Annotated in this window: 14 protein-coding genes and 2 pseudogenes; 8 read left to right on the forward strand and 8 right to left on the reverse strand. The window is 73.5% G+C overall.

Going from position 1 to position 15,229, the window contains the following annotated elements; genetic code table 11:
- Positions 1 to 187 precede the first annotated feature (187 nt).
- Together ACFYT4_RS12240 and ACFYT4_RS12245 are read right to left on the reverse strand one after the other, a co-directional pair.
- Positions 188 to 319, reverse strand: a complete 132-nt coding sequence (locus tag ACFYT4_RS12240; RefSeq protein WP_389267477.1) for a hypothetical protein — start codon at positions 317 to 319, stop codon at positions 188 to 190.
- A gap of 227 nt (positions 320 to 546) precedes the next feature.
- A complete protein-coding gene (locus ACFYT4_RS12245; RefSeq protein WP_389267478.1) occupies positions 547 to 1,377 on the reverse strand; it encodes a helix-turn-helix transcriptional regulator in 831 nt (276 codons plus the stop codon).
- A gap of 165 nt (positions 1,378 to 1,542) precedes the next feature.
- On the opposite strand from ACFYT4_RS12245, the gene ACFYT4_RS12250 reads away from it, so the two are divergent.
- Positions 1,543 to 2,412 carry an NAD-dependent epimerase/dehydratase family protein gene (locus ACFYT4_RS12250; protein ID WP_389267479.1) on the forward strand — a complete coding sequence of 290 codons (870 nt, stop codon included), beginning with the start codon at positions 1,543 to 1,545 and terminating at the stop codon, positions 2,410 to 2,412.
- Positions 2,413 to 2,581: 169 nt separating this feature from the next.
- On the opposite strand, the gene ACFYT4_RS12255 is transcribed toward ACFYT4_RS12250, so the two are convergent.
- Positions 2,582 to 3,145 (reverse strand): GNAT family N-acetyltransferase, encoded by a 564-nt coding sequence (locus ACFYT4_RS12255; RefSeq protein WP_389267480.1) that lies wholly within the window; start codon positions 3,143 to 3,145, stop codon positions 2,582 to 2,584.
- Positions 3,146 to 3,220: 75 nt separating this feature from the next.
- Between ACFYT4_RS12255 and ACFYT4_RS12260 the strand changes: the two genes are divergently transcribed.
- The 3 genes from ACFYT4_RS12260 (at position 3,221) to ACFYT4_RS12270 (ending at position 6,161) form a co-directional block, all read left to right on the forward strand.
- On the forward strand, positions 3,221 to 3,796 hold the full coding sequence (locus ACFYT4_RS12260) for a CDP-alcohol phosphatidyltransferase family protein (RefSeq protein ID WP_389267481.1): 576 nt from the start codon (positions 3,221 to 3,223) through the stop codon (positions 3,794 to 3,796).
- The gene (locus tag ACFYT4_RS12265; protein WP_389267482.1) at positions 3,793 to 4,656 is read left to right on the forward strand and encodes a phosphatidate cytidylyltransferase; all 864 of its coding nucleotides are present in this window, start codon (positions 3,793 to 3,795) and stop codon (positions 4,654 to 4,656) included. The genes ACFYT4_RS12260 and ACFYT4_RS12265 overlap by 4 nt, the downstream gene beginning before the upstream one ends.
- A 389-nt stretch (positions 4,657 to 5,045) precedes the next feature.
- Entirely contained in the window at positions 5,046 to 6,161 is a 1,116-nt protein-coding gene (locus ACFYT4_RS12270) for a lysophospholipid acyltransferase family protein (RefSeq protein WP_389267483.1), read from the forward strand.
- Between the two features lie 271 nt (positions 6,162 to 6,432).
- Here ACFYT4_RS12270 and ACFYT4_RS12275 read toward each other — a convergent pair whose 3' ends face one another.
- Positions 6,433 to 6,882 carry a hypothetical protein gene (locus ACFYT4_RS12275; RefSeq protein WP_389267484.1) on the reverse strand — a complete coding sequence of 150 codons (450 nt, stop codon included), beginning with the start codon at positions 6,880 to 6,882 and terminating at the stop codon, positions 6,433 to 6,435.
- Between the two features lie 173 nt (positions 6,883 to 7,055).
- Here ACFYT4_RS12275 and ACFYT4_RS12280 point away from each other — a divergent pair, with 173 nt between their 5' ends.
- Positions 7,056 to 7,526: an SRPBCC family protein gene (locus tag ACFYT4_RS12280; protein WP_389267485.1), complete on the forward strand. Its 471-nt coding sequence runs from the start codon at positions 7,056 to 7,058 to the stop codon at positions 7,524 to 7,526.
- A gap of 326 nt (positions 7,527 to 7,852) precedes the next feature.
- Positions 7,853 to 8,143, forward strand: a pseudogene (locus ACFYT4_RS12285) (ArsR/SmtB family transcription factor); the annotation flags it as partial.
- 312 nt (positions 8,144 to 8,455) lie between these two features.
- Here the strand turns inward: ACFYT4_RS12285 and pruA are convergent.
- Entirely contained in the window at positions 8,456 to 10,096 is a 1,641-nt protein-coding gene (gene pruA, locus ACFYT4_RS12290) for an L-glutamate gamma-semialdehyde dehydrogenase (protein WP_389267486.1), read from the reverse strand.
- A gap of 39 nt (positions 10,097 to 10,135) precedes the next feature.
- Positions 10,136 to 11,062, reverse strand: coding sequence for a proline dehydrogenase family protein (locus ACFYT4_RS12295; protein WP_389267487.1), 927 nt, complete (start codon positions 11,060 to 11,062; stop codon positions 10,136 to 10,138).
- A gap of 181 nt (positions 11,063 to 11,243) precedes the next feature.
- On the opposite strand from ACFYT4_RS12295, the pseudogene ACFYT4_RS12300 reads away from it, so the two are divergent.
- Together ACFYT4_RS12300 and ACFYT4_RS12305 are read left to right on the forward strand one after the other, a co-directional pair.
- A pseudogene (locus ACFYT4_RS12300) lies at positions 11,244 to 11,891 on the forward strand (PucR family transcriptional regulator); the annotation flags it as partial.
- Positions 11,892 to 12,737: 846 nt separating this feature from the next.
- Positions 12,738 to 13,004 (forward strand): PucR family transcriptional regulator, encoded by a 267-nt coding sequence (locus ACFYT4_RS12305; protein ID WP_389267537.1) that lies wholly within the window; start codon positions 12,738 to 12,740, stop codon positions 13,002 to 13,004.
- Between the two features lie 85 nt (positions 13,005 to 13,089).
- On the opposite strand, the gene ACFYT4_RS12310 is transcribed toward ACFYT4_RS12305, so the two are convergent.
- Both ACFYT4_RS12310 and ACFYT4_RS12315 read right to left on the reverse strand, forming a co-directional pair.
- Entirely contained in the window at positions 13,090 to 13,743 is a 654-nt protein-coding gene (locus tag ACFYT4_RS12310) for a response regulator (RefSeq protein WP_389267488.1), read from the reverse strand.
- Positions 13,740 to 15,104, reverse strand: coding sequence for a sensor histidine kinase (locus ACFYT4_RS12315; RefSeq protein ID WP_389267489.1), 1,365 nt, complete (start codon positions 15,102 to 15,104; stop codon positions 13,740 to 13,742). The genes ACFYT4_RS12310 and ACFYT4_RS12315 overlap by 4 nt, the downstream gene beginning before the upstream one ends.
- Positions 15,105 to 15,229 lie beyond the last annotated feature (125 nt).

A 15,229-nucleotide genomic window follows, 5' to 3' on the forward strand; every position in this document is an offset into this window, starting at 1 on the left:
GTGGACAGCGGCAGGCCGTCACGGCGGTTGTCACGGCAGGTGGTCACGGCCGGTCGTCATGGCGGATCGTCGCGGGGCTCCGCGGTGGCCGGAGCGTTCCCGCGGGCGGGTACGGCGTCCGGGTGCTCGGCCCCCGGAGGCAGGGCCTGCGGCCCACGGGCCGGCATGCCGGGGAACGGTTCGGGGGTCAGTGACCCGTGGCGCCGCCGTTGTCACGGCGGTCGAGCGCGCGCTGCAGCGCCGCCGCGGCGTTCTTGCGGTCGGACTCGTTCGGACGGCGGGCGGCGTGTCGGACACGGCGGACGGTCTCGGCGGACATGGTGATCGACTCCTTGAGATCACGGGGATTTCGAGGCGCCGGATGGGGCGGGGAGCGTGCCGCAGGGGTTGCCTGCCGGGGGCACTGGCTCACGACCGCCCTTCGCTGGATCGAGCGAGACGTTCGGCTCCTACAAAAGTAGGGCAGGCACGCGCTTCTGTCTCTACAAATAGTCGGACTTCCTACTATCTGAGACGGAGATCATGGAACCCACTGGTCAGCGGTCTCTACGGCGTCAGGCTCTGGAGGCCCACCACCCGCAGCAGCCGGAGCCGCTCATACGCCTCGGTGCCCGGCCGCGCGCTGTGCACGATCAGCAGCTGACCCCGGTCCGCCCCGATCAGGACCTCGCAGTCCAGCTCCAGCAGTCCGACGACGGGATGGACGAACCGTTTGACCGACGCGCGGCGGACCGCCACCTCGTGACGCTCCCAGAGCGCGGCGAACTCCGCGCTCCCGGCGAGCAGTTCGGCGACCAGCCCCGCCGGCCCGGGGTCGGCGGGCCGGGAGGCGAGCACCGCCCGGAGCTGGGCCACATGCAGGCGCGTGTGCCGCTCGTGGTCCTCGGGCGGGAACAGTTCCCGCACCGGCGGGTCGGTGAACCACTGCCGGATGATGTTGCGGCCCGGCCACCACTCCCCCGCCAGCGCGTCGGCCATCGCGTTCTGCGCCAGCACCTCGCCCCAGTCGCTCATCACCTGCGCGGGCGCGTCGTACAGCCGGTCGAGCACCAGCAGCAGACCGGGCCGCACATGCCCGACCGGGCCCTGCGGGGCGCGCGGCGGCTCCTGACCGGCGAGATGGAAGAGGTGATCCCGCTCGTCGTCGCTCAGGCGCAGCGCCCTGGCCAGGGCGGACAGCATCTGGCGGGAGGGGCAGGAGCCGCGGGACTGTTCGAGCCGGGTGTAGTAGTCGGCGGACATTCCGGTCAGCCGGGCGACCTCCTCCCGCCGCAGTCCGGGCGTACGGCGGCGGGCGCCCTCCGCCAGGCCCACATCGGCGGGGGCCAGCCGCGCACGGCGGCGGCGCAGGAAGTCGGCGAGTCCGGTCCGGTCCACCGCTCCAGCATGATCGGGCGGCCCGTCCGTATCCAGTGCGCAGCCTGGGAGTGCCGGTCCCCGGATACGCGCGTCTCTCCCGCCCCGCGGCCCGGCGGCCCACGGTGGGGACGGACGCCCCGCGGTGGTGACCCCCGCGGCGGCGACGGACGAGAGGAGAACACGATGCTGACTCTGGTGACCGGCTCCACGGGCGAGGTCGGGCGGCGCTTCGTCCCCCGGCTGCTGCAACGCGTGACCGTACGGACCGGTGACACCGTCCGGGTCCTGGTGCGGGACGAGGAGCGGGCCGCGCCGTTCGCCGCGCTCGGCGCGGAGGTCGCGGTGGGGGATCTGCGGGACGGGGCGAGCGTGCGCAAGGCGCTGTCGGGGGCGGACGCGGTGGTGAACATCGCGGCGGCCTTCCGGGGGGTGCCGGACGAGGAGGCGTGGGAGGTGAACCGGGACGCGGCGCTCGCGCTCGGACGGGCGGCCCTGGACGCGGGCGCCCTCCGCTTCGTCCAGGTGAGCACGAATCTCGCGTACGGCGCGGGGCGCGGCCGGCCGCTGCTGGAGGACGACGCGACCGTGCCCGGCGGCTCGCTCTGGGGCGCGTATCCGGCGGCGAAGGCGGAGGCGGGCGCCGGGCTGCTGGCGCTGCACCGCGAGCGCGGCCTCGACGTCCGGATCGGGAGCCTCTCCTTCGTGTACGGGGAGGGTGATCCGCATCTGGCGCAGTCGCTGATGTGGGCGAAGGACTGGGCCGCGCACAAGCGGCTCCAGATGGTGCATCACGCGGATGTGGCGCAGGGGCTGATGCGGCTGCTGTACGCGCCGGGAGCGGCCGGGCGGATGTACAACATCGCGGACGACGCCCCCGTGTCCGCCGCCGAGCTGCACCTGCTGAACGGGGTGCCGCTGCCGGAGGGCGCGTCGGAGCGCGACGACCCGGACCCCTGGCACGGGATGGTGTCGAACCTGCGGATCAGGGAGGAGCTGGGATTCAGGCCGCTGTACCCGTCGGTGTGGACGGCGCGGGACGCGGGGGCGCTCTGACGTTCATACGCGGGGGCGGGGCGGGCCCGGTGTTCGTGTACGGGTGCCGGTGAGGCCGGCCGCCCGGTACGGGGCGGAGGGGGCCGCCCGTCATGGCCCCGCCGGCCTGCCCGCCCTGACGGCCCGCCCGCCCCGCCCGCCATGCAGGCCTGCTCGCCCTGATGCAACGTCAGAAAACATCCCCGTCACGCCAGTCGAAGGCCAGCGCGCCCGGCTCCCCCGAGCCCGGAACCGTGCCCCACAGATACGTGGTGTCCTCCTCGTCGGGGAACGGCACCGCGCCGTCGGGCCCCAGCGCTTCGAGCCGCCCGGGCCACAGCCGCCAGCCGCGTGACATATACAGACCCGCGCCCTCGGGCGACGCCGACAGCGCCCCGAACACATAGGCGCGCTCGACGATCTGCTCCAGCGCCTCCATCAGCCCGCCGCCGATGCCCCGGCGCCGGTGGCCGGAGTGGACCGCCACGCCCTCGACGTATCCCACGCGGTACGAGCGCCCCCGGTGCCGCGCCCGCCGCATGACGACGGAGCCGTGGCCCACCAGAAGGCCGTCGGGGTCACGGACGAGGGCGTGGACTCCACCCAGCGTGTGCTCCCAGTCCTCCTCGGCGAAGTCGCCGTCGAAGGCATGGTCCAGCAGCGCGCGGATCTCGGCGAGTTCGGCGGGAGTGAGGAGATGGGTGTGGGCGGTGCGCGGCGACTCGTACATACGCAGCAGCCTCGCAGGCCCCATGCCTACCAGCTACTCATTTCCACCTGAGTATCTGCTCCGTGGTGAGGGGTCCGTCACACGGCCAGAGTTGGCCCTATGAACGGCCTCTACGCTCTCAAGCCCTGGTACGCGGCCCGGCTCGCCGGAGTGCGCGGCGCGCTGGTCCGCCGTGAGGTGTCTCCCGACACGCTGACGGCGCTGGGTGTGCTGAGCGCGGGCGGTGCGGCGGCGGCGCTCGCCTGGCTGCCCGCCCCGCTCGCCGCGCTCCCCGTAGCCGTTCTCCTCGCGGCGCGGCTCGCCTTCGCCAATCTCGACGGTGCGCTCGCCCGCGACACCGGCCGCACCACCCGGCGCGGGGCGGTGCTCAACGAACTCGGCGACCGGGCGGCCGATCTGCTGGTCCTGGCCGGGTTTCTGACCCTGGCACCGCTGTGGCTGGTGGCGGTCGCCGCGCTCGGCGCGACGCTGCCGTCCTGGGTGTCGCTGGCCGGCGCGGCGGCCGGTGCCCCGCGCCGCAACGGCGGCCCGGTCGGCAAGACCGAGCGCTGTCTGCTGGTGGCGGTCGCCGCGGCGACGGGCTGGGCGGTACCGGTCCTGGCCGTGATCGCGGCCGGCTCCGCGCTGACCGCGGTCATCCGCCTCGGACAGCTCTGGAAGGAGCTGGGCTCATGAGCGGGGCACTGGTGGCGGGCGAGGCGGTCGGACGCGCGATCCCGCTGGTCGCGGGCGCACTGGGGGCGGGCGGTATCGCCGTCGCCGCGCTGCCCTCACGGGTGCGGATGCGGGCGGAGCTGCGCAGGCGCTGGCGCACCTGGGCGATCGCCGCGCCGCTCTTCCTCGGCGCGCTGTACCTGGGCGCGGGCGGTGCGTTCGCGCTGGCGGCGGCGCTCGGCGCGGTCGCGGTGGGCGAGTACGTACGGATGGCGGGGCTGCGGTCCGTGGACCACGCCGTGCTGACGGTGGCGGCGGTCGGGCTGCCGGGCCTCGCCTGGCTCGCCCCCGGGACGCTGGACCTGCGCACGGCCGGAGCACTGCTGCTCGTGGCCGTGCTGCCGCCGCTGCTGTCCGGCGACGGCTCGGCCGGGTTCACCCGGGCCGCCCGCACGGTCTTCGCCCTCCTGTGGATCCCCGTCCCGCTGACCGGTCTGGTGACGCTCGGGGACACGGCGGTCGCGGTGGGGCTCGCGGTGGCGCTGGGCGATGTCGGCGCGTGGTGCGGCGGTACGGCACTGGGTCGGCGCGGCCCGCTCGCCCGGCCGCTGTCCCCGCTGTCGCCCAACAAGACCTGGGCGGGAGTCGCGGGTGCCGTGGCGGCGACGGGCACGGTACTCCTCGTCCTCGGGGTCTTCTCGTTCGCGCTGTGGGCGGCGGTGCTGGCCGGCTGCGTCCTGGGCGACCTGCTGGAGTCCATGGTCAAACGGGAGGCGGGAGTCAAGGACGCGGGCAACTGGCTGCCGGGGTTCGGCGGCCTGCTCGACCGTATCGACTCCCTGCTGCCCGCACTGCTTCTGGCGACGGTGGTGAGCCCATGACGAGCAATGGAGCCGAGTCACCACGCCGCACCTGGCGAGCAACCCCAAGGGTGCTGTGGACCTGGCGAGTGAGCCGAAGGGGGCCGTGGGTGTCGAAAGGGAGAACGCGCGGAGGCCGCGAGGAACGAGCGGTCGAGCACGATCGACCGTCGACACACACTGAAGGCCCCCCGGTGGGGGTCCCCCCGGACGGAGTCTGGGGGAGAACCAAGTCACAAAACAAAGGCGAGCGGCCCCACACCCCACCCACCCAGCACAACCCACCGCCACCACCCACCAAAAACCCCCGAAGCCGAACCCAGCCACAAAACAAAACCGAGCCACAAGAAACACACCCCCCCGCCCGCTCCCGTACCGCCTCCCTGCTCCGGCGCGCGCTGTGGTGGTGTGTGCTCACCCTCACCGGCGGGATCGAACGGCGGGGAAGGCTGCCCCGCGGCGGCTGTGTCGTCGTCGCCAATCACTCCTCGCACGCCGACACGGCCGCGCTGCTGGCCGCGCTGGACGCCCGGCACACCCCCGCGATCGGCGCGGCGGCCGACTACTGGTTCGCCTCGCCGTGGCGCAGCCGGGTCTGCCGACGGCTCGCGGCCGGCTTTCCCGTCCGCCGTACCGGCGGCGGCCTGGACGATCTGCTGGCCGTGGCGGGCGAGCTGGAGGCCGGGCGCGCGGTCGTCCTCTTTCCCGAGGGCACGCGCGGCGGCGACGGCTCGGTGGGCTCTTTCCACCGGGGGGCGCTGGTGCTGGCCGAGCGGGCGGGCGTGCCGGTGGTGCCGGTGGGCATCGCGGGTACGGACCGGCTGCTGCCCAAGCACGGGCGGCTGCGGTCCTCCCTCGTACGGGTGCGGATCGGCGCGCCGCTGCCGTCGTCGGTCACTCCTGAGGAGGCGCGTTCCGCGGTGGCCGCGCTGCACGGCCGCACCAACGCGGAGTCCCTGCGCGACTCGCGGGCCCGGCGCGCGGTCGCGGCGGTGGCCGCGTCGCGCGCGGGCCTGCTGATCGCCTTCGTCTGGGCGTTCGCGGAGGCGCTGAGCTGGCCGCTGATGCCGGAGCTGCTGCTGGGCATCGCCTGCGCGGCGGCCCCGTACGCGGCCCTGCGGCTCTCGCTGACCGCCCTCGCGGGCAGCCTGGCCGGTTCGCTGCTGGCCCTTCAGCTCGCGGGCGCGGGGGTGGGGCTGCCCGCACCGCTGACGACGGACCGGATGCGGGCGCAGGTGCGGCACGAGCTGTCGCTCACGCAGGCGGACGCGGTACGGAACCAGCCGTGGAACGGCATCCCGTTCAAGGTGTACGCGGCCGAGGCGGGCCGGGCGGACGTCCCCGCGGGCGACTGGCTGATGTCGGCGGCGGCGGCACGCGGCTCACGGACCCTGACGGTGGGTCTGGCGTTCGCCGCCCTGGGGGTGCTGCTGCGCCGGTACCGGAGGTTCTACCGGGCCTATCTGGTCCTGCTGGGCGGTGGATTCACGCTCGGTCTGACGCTGATCGTGTCCGGCTGGCAGTAGCGGCGGTCCGGCGACGTCCGGGCACGGCCACCCACGGCGTCCGGGCCGGCGCGACCCCGGTCCGTACGATTCACCACCCCAGTCCGTACGCGGCACTACCCCGGTCCGTACGCGGCACTACCCCGGTCCGTACGCGGGGGATGCTCGCTCACCGGGACGCGACGCACCTGCGCCCGGCCGCATACCGACCGCACCCCTCCGCACCCCCGCCGCACACCGGGCGGCGCCCCCGTCCGCACCCCGGACGCCCCCTGCACACCGGGTTGGGCGCTCAGGAGTACCGGAACTCCCACAGCGGGCTGCGGAGCCCGATCGACTGCACATAGCCCCCGGGGCGCCCGGTGCCGTGGTTCACCCGGGCGCTGGCCGGGAGGAAGTCGGCCACCTCGTCCCGGGGATGGCCGAAGAGGTCGACGCCGTTGTGGACCACGGGGGCCAGCGAGGGGTAGACCGGCTCGGCGCCCGTGCCGTCCTGGGGGATGCGGGCGAGTTCCACATAGCCGACACCGTTGGTGTGCGGGCCGTCCGACGCACCCCAGACCTGGAGGGTGAGGCCCAGATACTCGCCGGAGAAGGCCCATGCCGCCCCGAGGGCATGCATCGGACGGGGTTCGCAGAGCATGGAGACGGCCCACTGGGCGGCGTACGCGCTCATGCCGAATCTCAGCGTGCCTACCTGGTGCGGCAGGAGCAGTCCGGTTCCGGGCAGGAGTTCGAACACGGCCCAAGTCTCGCACCGGTCCGGCCGGTTCTTCCCGGATCATCGATCCGATGTTCAGTTCGTCACAGGCCCGGTTCCACTCAGCGGAACACCCTCTCGCGCAACCGAACAGTTGCACCTCATTTCCTGACGTGCAACCATTGGGTAGCACGTCAATCGAGGAGGCAGTCACCATGAACAAGGAGCACGTCGAGAAGGACCGCGTCGAGAAGGAGATCACCATCGCGGCCCCCGTGGAGCGCGTCTGGGCGGTGCTCACCGAGCCCGAGCATGTGGGCTCCTGGTTCGGCCAGGGCGAGCCGACCCCGGTCGATCTGCGTCCCGGCGGGACGATGATCCTGGACCACGGGGAGTACGGCCTGTTCCGGACGACGATCGTGGAGGTGGACCCACCACACCGCTTCTCGTACCGCTGGGCGTCCGCGTACCCCGGCGAACAGGCCGTGGACGGCAACTCGACCCTGGTGGAGTTCACCCTCGTCCCGGAGGGCGACGGCACCCGCCTGAAGGTCGTGGAGGCCGGATTCGCGTCGATCGCGATTCCCGAGGAGCGCAGGGACACGGCGTCGTACGAGAGTCACGAGGGCGGCTGGACCGATCAGGTCGTCAACATCCGGAAGTACGCGGAACAGCTGCCGGCATGACGGACGCCACCGACGGCACGGGCCGCCCGGGGACGGACCCCCGGGGCGGTCCGGACCGCCCGGAAGCGGCCACGAAGGGCACGGGCCTCCCGGAGACGCGCCGGACGGATACGGGACCGCCCCCGGACCGGGACGGATACACGAACACAGACACAAACGCGAACCCGGAGCCGGAGGCGAACTGGAACACGGAAAGCACCGCAGACGAAGACGGCCCCCCGGACACGCGCCCGGCCCCGGACATACGCGCGGCCCCGGCCACCGGCGCCTCGGCCGCCGGCTCGCGCAGGACCGACGGCTCCCCGGAGACCGCGGCCTCCGAGGTCCTGTCCGCGCTCGCCGACCCGACCCGCCGCCGGATACTCGACGCGCTCGCCGCGCGCGGCCGCGCCACCGCCACCGTCCTGGCCACCGAAGTGCCCGTGAGCCGCCAGGCGATCGTCAAACACCTCGCGGTCCTCACCCGCGCCGGCCTCGTCGAGGGCACCCGCGAGGGCCGCGAGGCGCGCTACACGGTCCTGCCCGAACGGCTCGGCACCACCGCGCACTGGATGCTCCGGGTGGCGTCCGACTGGGACGCGCGCCTGGCGTCGATCAAGCGCCTGGCGGAGGCGGCCCCCGAGGGCCCGCGACCGGCCCCGGCCCACGACGGCCCCGCCCCGGACGCCCACCGGGCACCCGACGCCGACCAGGCACCCGACGCCGACCGGGCGGGGAACCAGCACGGGACACGGGACGCGGATACGGAAGCGGACACAGCCGCAAACCAGACCCCGACCCCGGACCCGGACAATGACCCGACCCCGGACAAGGCCCAGGCCCCAGCCCCAACCCCGCGGGAGTAACCGGGCATGGAGCCGCCCCCGGTCCGGTGTGGGGACCGGAACGGGGGCGGGATCAGGGGGCGGCACCGGCGGGGCCGGCCGGGCTCAGCCCATGTGGGGGTACGCGTAGTCGGTCGGCGCGACCAGCGTCTCCTTGATCGCGCGGGTCAGCGTCCAGCGCATCAGGTTCTGCGGCGCACCCGCCTTGTCGTTGGTGCCCGAGGCCCGGCCGCCGCCGAAGGGCTGCTGGCCGACCACGGCACCGGTCGACTTGTCGTTGATGTAGAAGTTGCCCGCGGCGTACCGCAGCTTCTCCATCGTGTGCGCGGCGGCGGCGCGGTCGTTCGCGATGACCGAGCCGGTCAGGGCGTACGCCGACACCGACTCCATCTGCTCCAGCATGGCGTCGTACCCGGCGGGCGTCTCGTCCTCGTACACGTGCACCGCGAGGAACGGGCCGAAGTACTCGGTCGTGAACACCTCGCCGGCCGGGTCCGAGCACACGACGACCGTCGGGCGGACGAAGTAGCCGACCGAGTCGTCGTACGTACCGCCGGCGACGATCTCGCAGGCCGGGTCGGACTTCGCCCGGTCGATCGCGGCCTTGTTCTTCGCGAACGCGCGGTCGTCGATCACGGCACCGATGAAGTTCGACAGATCGGTGACGTCACCCATCGCGATCCCGTCGACCTCGGCCGCGAACTCCTCCCTGAAGCCGGAGTTCCAGATCGAGGCGGGGATGTACGCGCGGGAGGTGGCCGAGCACTTCTGGCCCTGGTACTCGAAGGCACCGCGGGTCAGCGCGGTCTTCAGCACCGCACGGTCGGCGCTCGGGTGGGCGACGACGAAGTCCTTGCCGCCCGTCTCGCCGACGATGCGCGGGTACGAGCGGTACTTCTCGATGTTGGCGCCGACCGTCTTCCACAGGTGCTGGAAGGTCCGGGTCGAGCCGGTGAAGTGGATACCGGCCAGCTCGGGGTGGTTGAGCGCGACCTCGGAGACGGCGATCCCGTCGCCCGTCACCAGATTGATGACGCCCTTGGGCAGGCCCGCCTCCTCCAGGAGCCGCATCAGCAGCACGGCGGCGTGCGTCTGCGTCGGGGACGGCTTCCACACCACGACATTGCCCATGAGGGCCGGGGCGGTCGGCAGATTGCCCGCGATCGCGGTGAAGTTGAAGGGCGTGATCGCGTAGACGAAGCCTTCGAGCGGACGGTGGTCGAGCCGGTTCCACACGCCCGGGGAGTTCGCCGGGGGCTGCTCCGCCAGCAGATCGCGGGCGTACTTCACATTGAAGCGCCAGAAGTCGACCAGCTCGCAGGGGGTGTCGATCTCCGCCTGCTGCACGGTCTTGGACTGCCCCAGCATGGTGGAGGCGGCGAGCGTCTCCCGCCAGGGACCGGCCAGCAGCTCGGCCGCGCGCAGAATGATCGCGGCGCGGTCGTCGAAGGACATCGCGCGCCACGCGGGCGCGGCGGCCAGCGCGGCGTCGATCGCGTCCTGCGCGTCCTGCTGCGTGGCTCCGGCGAAGGTGCCGATGACGGCCCCGTGGTTGTGCGGCTGGACGACGTCGACCCGCTCGCCGCCGCCCATCCGCCGTACCCCGCCGATGGTCATCGGAAGGTCGATCGGGTTCTCGGCCAGCTCCTTGAGCCTGGCCTCCAGGCGGGCGCGCTCGGGGCTGCCCGGAGCGTAGGAACGGACCGGCTCGTTGACCGGCGCGGGAACCTGGGTCACTGCGTCCATGACTGCCGAATCTCCTTAATCAGTAGGTCAGTGGGGGGTTCAGCCGCGGCTGACCAGCGAACGGAGGAAGAACGCCAGATTGGCGGGGCGCTCCGCGAGGCGGCGCATGAAGTATCCGTACCAGTCGGTGCCGTACGCGATGTAGACACGCACCCGGTGGCCCTCGGCGGCCAGCCGGTGCTGCTCGGCCTCGCGGATGCCGTAGAGCATCTGGAACTCGTAGTCGTCGAGCTTGCGGCCGGCGCGACGGGCGAGTTCCTGGCTGATGGAGATGATGCGCGGGTCGTGGGACCCGATCATCGGGTACCCCTCGCCGTCCATCAGGATCCGCAGACAGCGGATGTACGCCTTGTCGACCTCGGCCCGGTCCTGGTGCGCCACGGACGCGGGCTCCTTGTAGGCACCCTTGACCAGCCGCACCCGCGCGCCCGCCTCGGCGAGCATCCGGCAGTCGTCCTCGGTGCGGAAGAGATACGACTGGACGACCGCGCCCGTCTGGGGGAAGCGCTCCCGCAGATCGGCGTGGATCGCGAGGGTCGAGTCGACGGTGGTGTGGTCCTCCATGTCGAGGGTGACCGTGGTGCCGATCTCGGCGGCGGCCTCGACGACGGGGGTGACGTTCCTGAGGGCGAGGTCGTGCCCGCCGGGCAGCGCCTGCCCGAAGGACGACAGCTTCACCGACATCTCGGCGCGGGTGCCGAGGCCGAGGGGCCTGAGCGCCTCGGTCAGCTCCAGATACGCGTCACGGGCGCGCAGGGCCTCCGCCGGGTCGGTGACGTCCTCGCCGAGGACGTCGAGCGTGATCTCCAGACCACGGGCGGCGGTCTCCCGGACGACGGGAACCGTCTCCTCGACCGACTCACCGGCGATGAAACGGTTCACCACGGGCTTGGTGACCGGCGCTGCCGACACGGCACGGCGCATCCTGTCGCTGCGGGACGCGGCGAGGATCACGGGACCCAGCACGGGGACCTCCATGGAGACGTACGACCGGAACCGCCGCGGACCCGGGAGACCGGAACCGGAACGGCACGAAGAACCACCGTGAAATCTAAGGATCGCTCCGATCCTCGGCCATCGACAGCTGTCACGCATCCGTGGCCGGGATCTCAGACATATGTCTGAAGGGCGTGCCAGAATGGTCGGGGTGAAGGGCGATTACCAGGACCTGGTGGACGAGATCTCGACGCTGCTGACGGCCCCGGCGACGCTGGAGAACCGCGATTTCGGGCTGATCGCCTTCGGCGCCCACGACAGCGACAGCGCCTTCGACGAAACCACGCTGGACCCGGTCAGGACCCGGTCGATCCTGACCAGGAAGTCCACACCCGCCGTGCGCGCCTGGTTCGAGGGCTTCGGCATCGCCCGGGCGACGGGCCCGGTGCGCATTCCGGCGGCGCCGGACGCGGGTGTGTTCCGGGACCGGATCTGCCTCCCGGTACGCCACCGGGGCATCGTCCTCGGGTATGTCTGGCTCCTGGACACCAGCCCGGGCCCCACGGACGCGCAGCTGACAGCCGCGATGGAGGTCGCCTCCCGTATCGGCACACTCCTCGCGGACGAGGAGCGCGCGGGCGCGGATCTCTCCCGGGAGCTGCGCGCGGCGCTGACGGCGGAGCGCGGCTGGCAGTACGACATGGCGGTCGCCGCCCTCCACACGGCCCTCGGCGGCGCGGACCGGGGCGCGGACGGCCCCCACACGGTGGTGTGCGTGATGCCCTGGCCTTCGCAGGACGCCCCCTCGGCGCGGTCCCTTCCGGGTGCGGCGGCGGTGTGCACCGTACGGGTGACCTGGCCCGGCTCCGTGCCGGTGGCCGCAGCCGGTGGCCCGGGCCCGGTGCGGACGGTGCCGGGCGGCGCCGGGGCCGGGCGGACCGTGGCGGGTGTGCCCGGCGCGGGGCGAGCGATGCCGGGCGGGACCGGGCCGGCAGCCGGAACCGTGACAGGGACAGAAGCGGGAGCAGGAGCCGGGACGAGGACGGGAGCCGGGACAGGAGCGGAAGCGGAGGCCGGGATGAGGGCAGGAGCGGGAGCCGGGGCAGGAACGGAAGCGGAGGCCGGGGCCGGGCCTTCCGGGACCGGGACGGATCCGGACACCCCGGCGGGTACGGCGTCCGGCGCCTCCCGCCCCTCGGCACCCGGCGCCTCCCCCGCTCCCCCGCCCGGCTCCCCCGCCGGCGCGCTCGGACGGGGAGCGGCCGAACCCGGCGGCGACGGCGCACCGCACGGGCCCGCCACACCCGCGCCCGCCACTCCCGGAACGGCCCCGCCGACGGCGGAGCCCGTAGCGCCACGAGCCCGCTCGCTGTCGGCGACGTCCCGGGCGGGCCACCCCGAGGTCACCGGTCGCGCCACAGCCGGGGCTCCGGGGGCGGCGCCCGCCGCTCCCGGCCCCGGCGCCCATGCCCTGGCCGTACTCGTCCGGCTGCGGGCACCGGACTCCCTCACCCCGGCCCTGGCCGCCGCCGAACGGCTGCTGCCCTCCGGGGACCGCACCGCCACCGGCGGGGTCGCGGCGGCACGGCAGGGCCTCGCGGGACTGAACACCGCGTGGCAGGAGGCGACGTCCGCGGCGCGGGCCGCGCGGGCCGAGTCACGGCTCGGCCCGGTGGCACGGTGGGCGGACATCGGCCCCTACCGCATGCTGACGGCTCTGCCCGGCCGTCCCCCGGGTGACGACCCCGCCGTACGGCCCCTGCTCGACGCCGCGCACACCGAACTGGCCCGCACCGCCGAGGTCTTCCTCGATCTGGCGGGCCAGGCGGGCCGCACGGCGTCCGCGCTCGGCATCCACCGGCAGACCCTCTACTACCGTCTCTCGCGCGTCGAACAGCTCACCGGACTCGACCTGGCGGACGGCGAGGACCGCCTCCTGCTGCACATGGCCCTCAAGACGGCACGCCTGTAGGCGCGGCCGGACCACCCCTCGCTCCCCTTCGCGGTACCGGACCGCTCCCCTCGCGGGTACCGGGCCCGTCGGAAGCGGACGGGCGTCAGCGGGGCGGTGCGACCAGGCCCGACTCATAGGCGATGATGACGAGTTGCACCCGGTCGCGGGCGTCGAGCTTGGCGAGCAGTCTGGTCAGATAGGTCTTGGCGGTGGCGACGCTGATGTGCAGCCGCTCCGCGATCTCGGTGTTCGACAGCCCGCTGCCGACGAGCGTCAGCACCTCGCGCTCCCGTTCGGTGATCCCGGGAAGTTCCCGCCGGGGCGGTGCGGCCGGACGCTCGGCGAACTCCCTGATGAGACGCCGGGTGACGCTCGGGGCGATCAGCCCGTCCCCGGTGGCGACGACCCGGACCGCCGCGAGGATGTCGTCCAGGGCCATGTCCTTGACGAGAAACCCGGACGCGCCCGCGCGCAGCGCGCCGTACACGTAATCGTCGTCGTCGAAGGTGGTCAGGACGATGACATGGGATCCGGCGGATCCGTTGGTGATCCGGCGGGTGGCCTCGATGCCGTCCATGCCGGGCATCCGGATGTCCATCACGACGACATCGGGATCGAGTGTCTCGGCGAGCCGGACCGCGTCGGCGCCGTCCCCGGCCTCGCCGACGAGTTCGAGGTCGGGGGCGTCGGTGATGACCATCTGGAGAGCGGCGCGGATCAGCGGCTGGTCGTCGGCGAGGACGACGCGGACGGTCACCGGACTCCCGCCGGTACGGGCAGCCGGGCCGCGACCCGGAAGCCGCCCTCGGGGCGTGGCCGCGCGGAGAACTCCCCGTGCAGCAGACCGACCCGCTCGCGCATGCCGATCAGCCCGTATCCGCCTCCCGCTCCGCCGTCGTGCCCACGTCTGCCGTCGTGCCGGGGCCCCCGGTCGTGCCCACGTCCGCAGCCGTGCCAGGGCACCCTGCCGTTCCCGCGTCCGCCCTCATCCCCGCGTCCACCGTCATTCCCCTGTCCACCGTCGAGCCCGCGTCCGCCGTCGAGGACCTCGATGGACAGTTCTTCGTCGCGGCGGTCGAGGACCACCCGGCAGGAGGGGGTGCCGGCATGGCGTACGACATTGGTGACCGCCTCCTGGACGATCCGGTAGGCCGACATGTCGATGTCCGGGGGCAGCGGGCGCCGTTCACCCCGCCACTCCACATCGACGCGCACGCCCGCCGCTGTGGTCGCCGCCGCCAGCCGCTCGACGTCCGCGAGGCCGAGACCGAGGCCCGTGTCGGAGCCGGCCTCGGGGCGGGGTCCGGGGGTCGCCGCCGCGTCCGTGGTCTGCCCGGGCTCGGGTGTGCGGAGCGCGCCGAGCACACGGCGCAGCCCCGACAACGACTCCCGGCCGGTGAGCTCGATGGTGCTCAGCGCCTCGCGCGCCCGCGCCGGCTGGGTGTCGATGACCCGGCTCGCCGCACCGGCCTGGAGGGCGATGATGCCGATGCTGTGCGCGACCATGTCGTGCAGCTCGCGCGCGATCCTGAGCCGTTCGGCGGTGACGGCCTGGGCGGCGGCCTGGGCGCCCAGCTTCTCGGCGTACTCACGGGCCTGATAGGTGGAGCGGCCGATGAGCCAGGCGATGCCCGTGGCCAGGGACACGATCAGGGTCACGGACGTGCCGACGCTCCAGCCGGACAGCAGTCGCACGGTGATGAATCCGGTCGGGACCGTGAGTGCCAGGGCGAGCGCGACGATCCCGGTCCGGCGCGAACTGGTGGCCGCGATCGCGCAGAGTCCGACATCGACCGCCAGGAACTGTGCCGGCGGAATCTCCATGGCCCCCACCGGAGTCGTCCCGAGCGCGGCTCCGGCGAGCAGCAGCGCGATGGCGGCGAGCGGCCGGCGGACCAGCAGCACGCAGCCGCCCAGCGTCATGGCGGTGGCCAGCGCGAGCGCCAGCAGGCCGTCCCACCGGAAGATGAGCACCCCGGGAGCCACGGTGGGCGATGCCTCCCCCGGCAGTTCGAAGCGCATGAGGAACGTGAACACCAGACCCACGGCCCAGGCCAGGGCCGTCCAGACGCTCGGGGACACGCGCTTCAGGAGGGGCGGTGACGGTAGGGCGGACATGCTCCCTGATCGTAGGCGCGTGACCGGGAACGTGCATCGGACCAGGGGTGTACAACCGTGGCCGACAGGCGGGTCCGGCGTTTGTCACCGGTGGCCCGATGACGCGCGGGGCCGGTCGGCGGCAC

Origin of the sequence: Streptomyces sp. NPDC004609 (genome assembly GCF_042873655.1) — a bacterium.
In the GTDB taxonomy this organism is placed as follows: Bacteria; Actinomycetota; Actinomycetes; order Streptomycetales; family Streptomycetaceae; genus Streptomyces.

Excerpts from the sequence above, each read along its gene's own strand:
- ACFYT4_RS12240 (WP_389267477.1), bottom strand. The coding sequence starts at position 319 with ATGTCCGCCGAGACCGTCCGCCGTGTCCGACACGCCGCCCGCCGTCCG.
- ACFYT4_RS12250 (WP_389267479.1), top strand. The coding sequence starts at position 1,543 with ATGCTGACTCTGGTGACCGGCTCCACGGGCGAGGTCGGGCGGCGCTTC.
- ACFYT4_RS12255 (WP_389267480.1), bottom strand. The coding sequence starts at position 3,145 with ATGGGGCCTGCGAGGCTGCTGCGTATGTACGAGTCGCCGCGCACCGCC.
- ACFYT4_RS12260 (WP_389267481.1), top strand. The coding sequence starts at position 3,221 with ATGAACGGCCTCTACGCTCTCAAGCCCTGGTACGCGGCCCGGCTCGCC.
- ACFYT4_RS12265 (WP_389267482.1), top strand. The coding sequence starts at position 3,793 with ATGAGCGGGGCACTGGTGGCGGGCGAGGCGGTCGGACGCGCGATCCCG.
- ACFYT4_RS12280 (WP_389267485.1), top strand. The coding sequence starts at position 7,056 with ATGAACAAGGAGCACGTCGAGAAGGACCGCGTCGAGAAGGAGATCACC.
- pruA (WP_389267486.1), bottom strand. The coding sequence starts at position 10,096 with ATGGACGCAGTGACCCAGGTTCCCGCGCCGGTCAACGAGCCGGTCCGT.
- ACFYT4_RS12305 (WP_389267537.1), top strand. The coding sequence starts at position 12,738 with ATGCTGACGGCTCTGCCCGGCCGTCCCCCGGGTGACGACCCCGCCGTA.
- ACFYT4_RS12315 (WP_389267489.1), bottom strand. The coding sequence starts at position 15,104 with ATGTCCGCCCTACCGTCACCGCCCCTCCTGAAGCGCGTGTCCCCGAGC.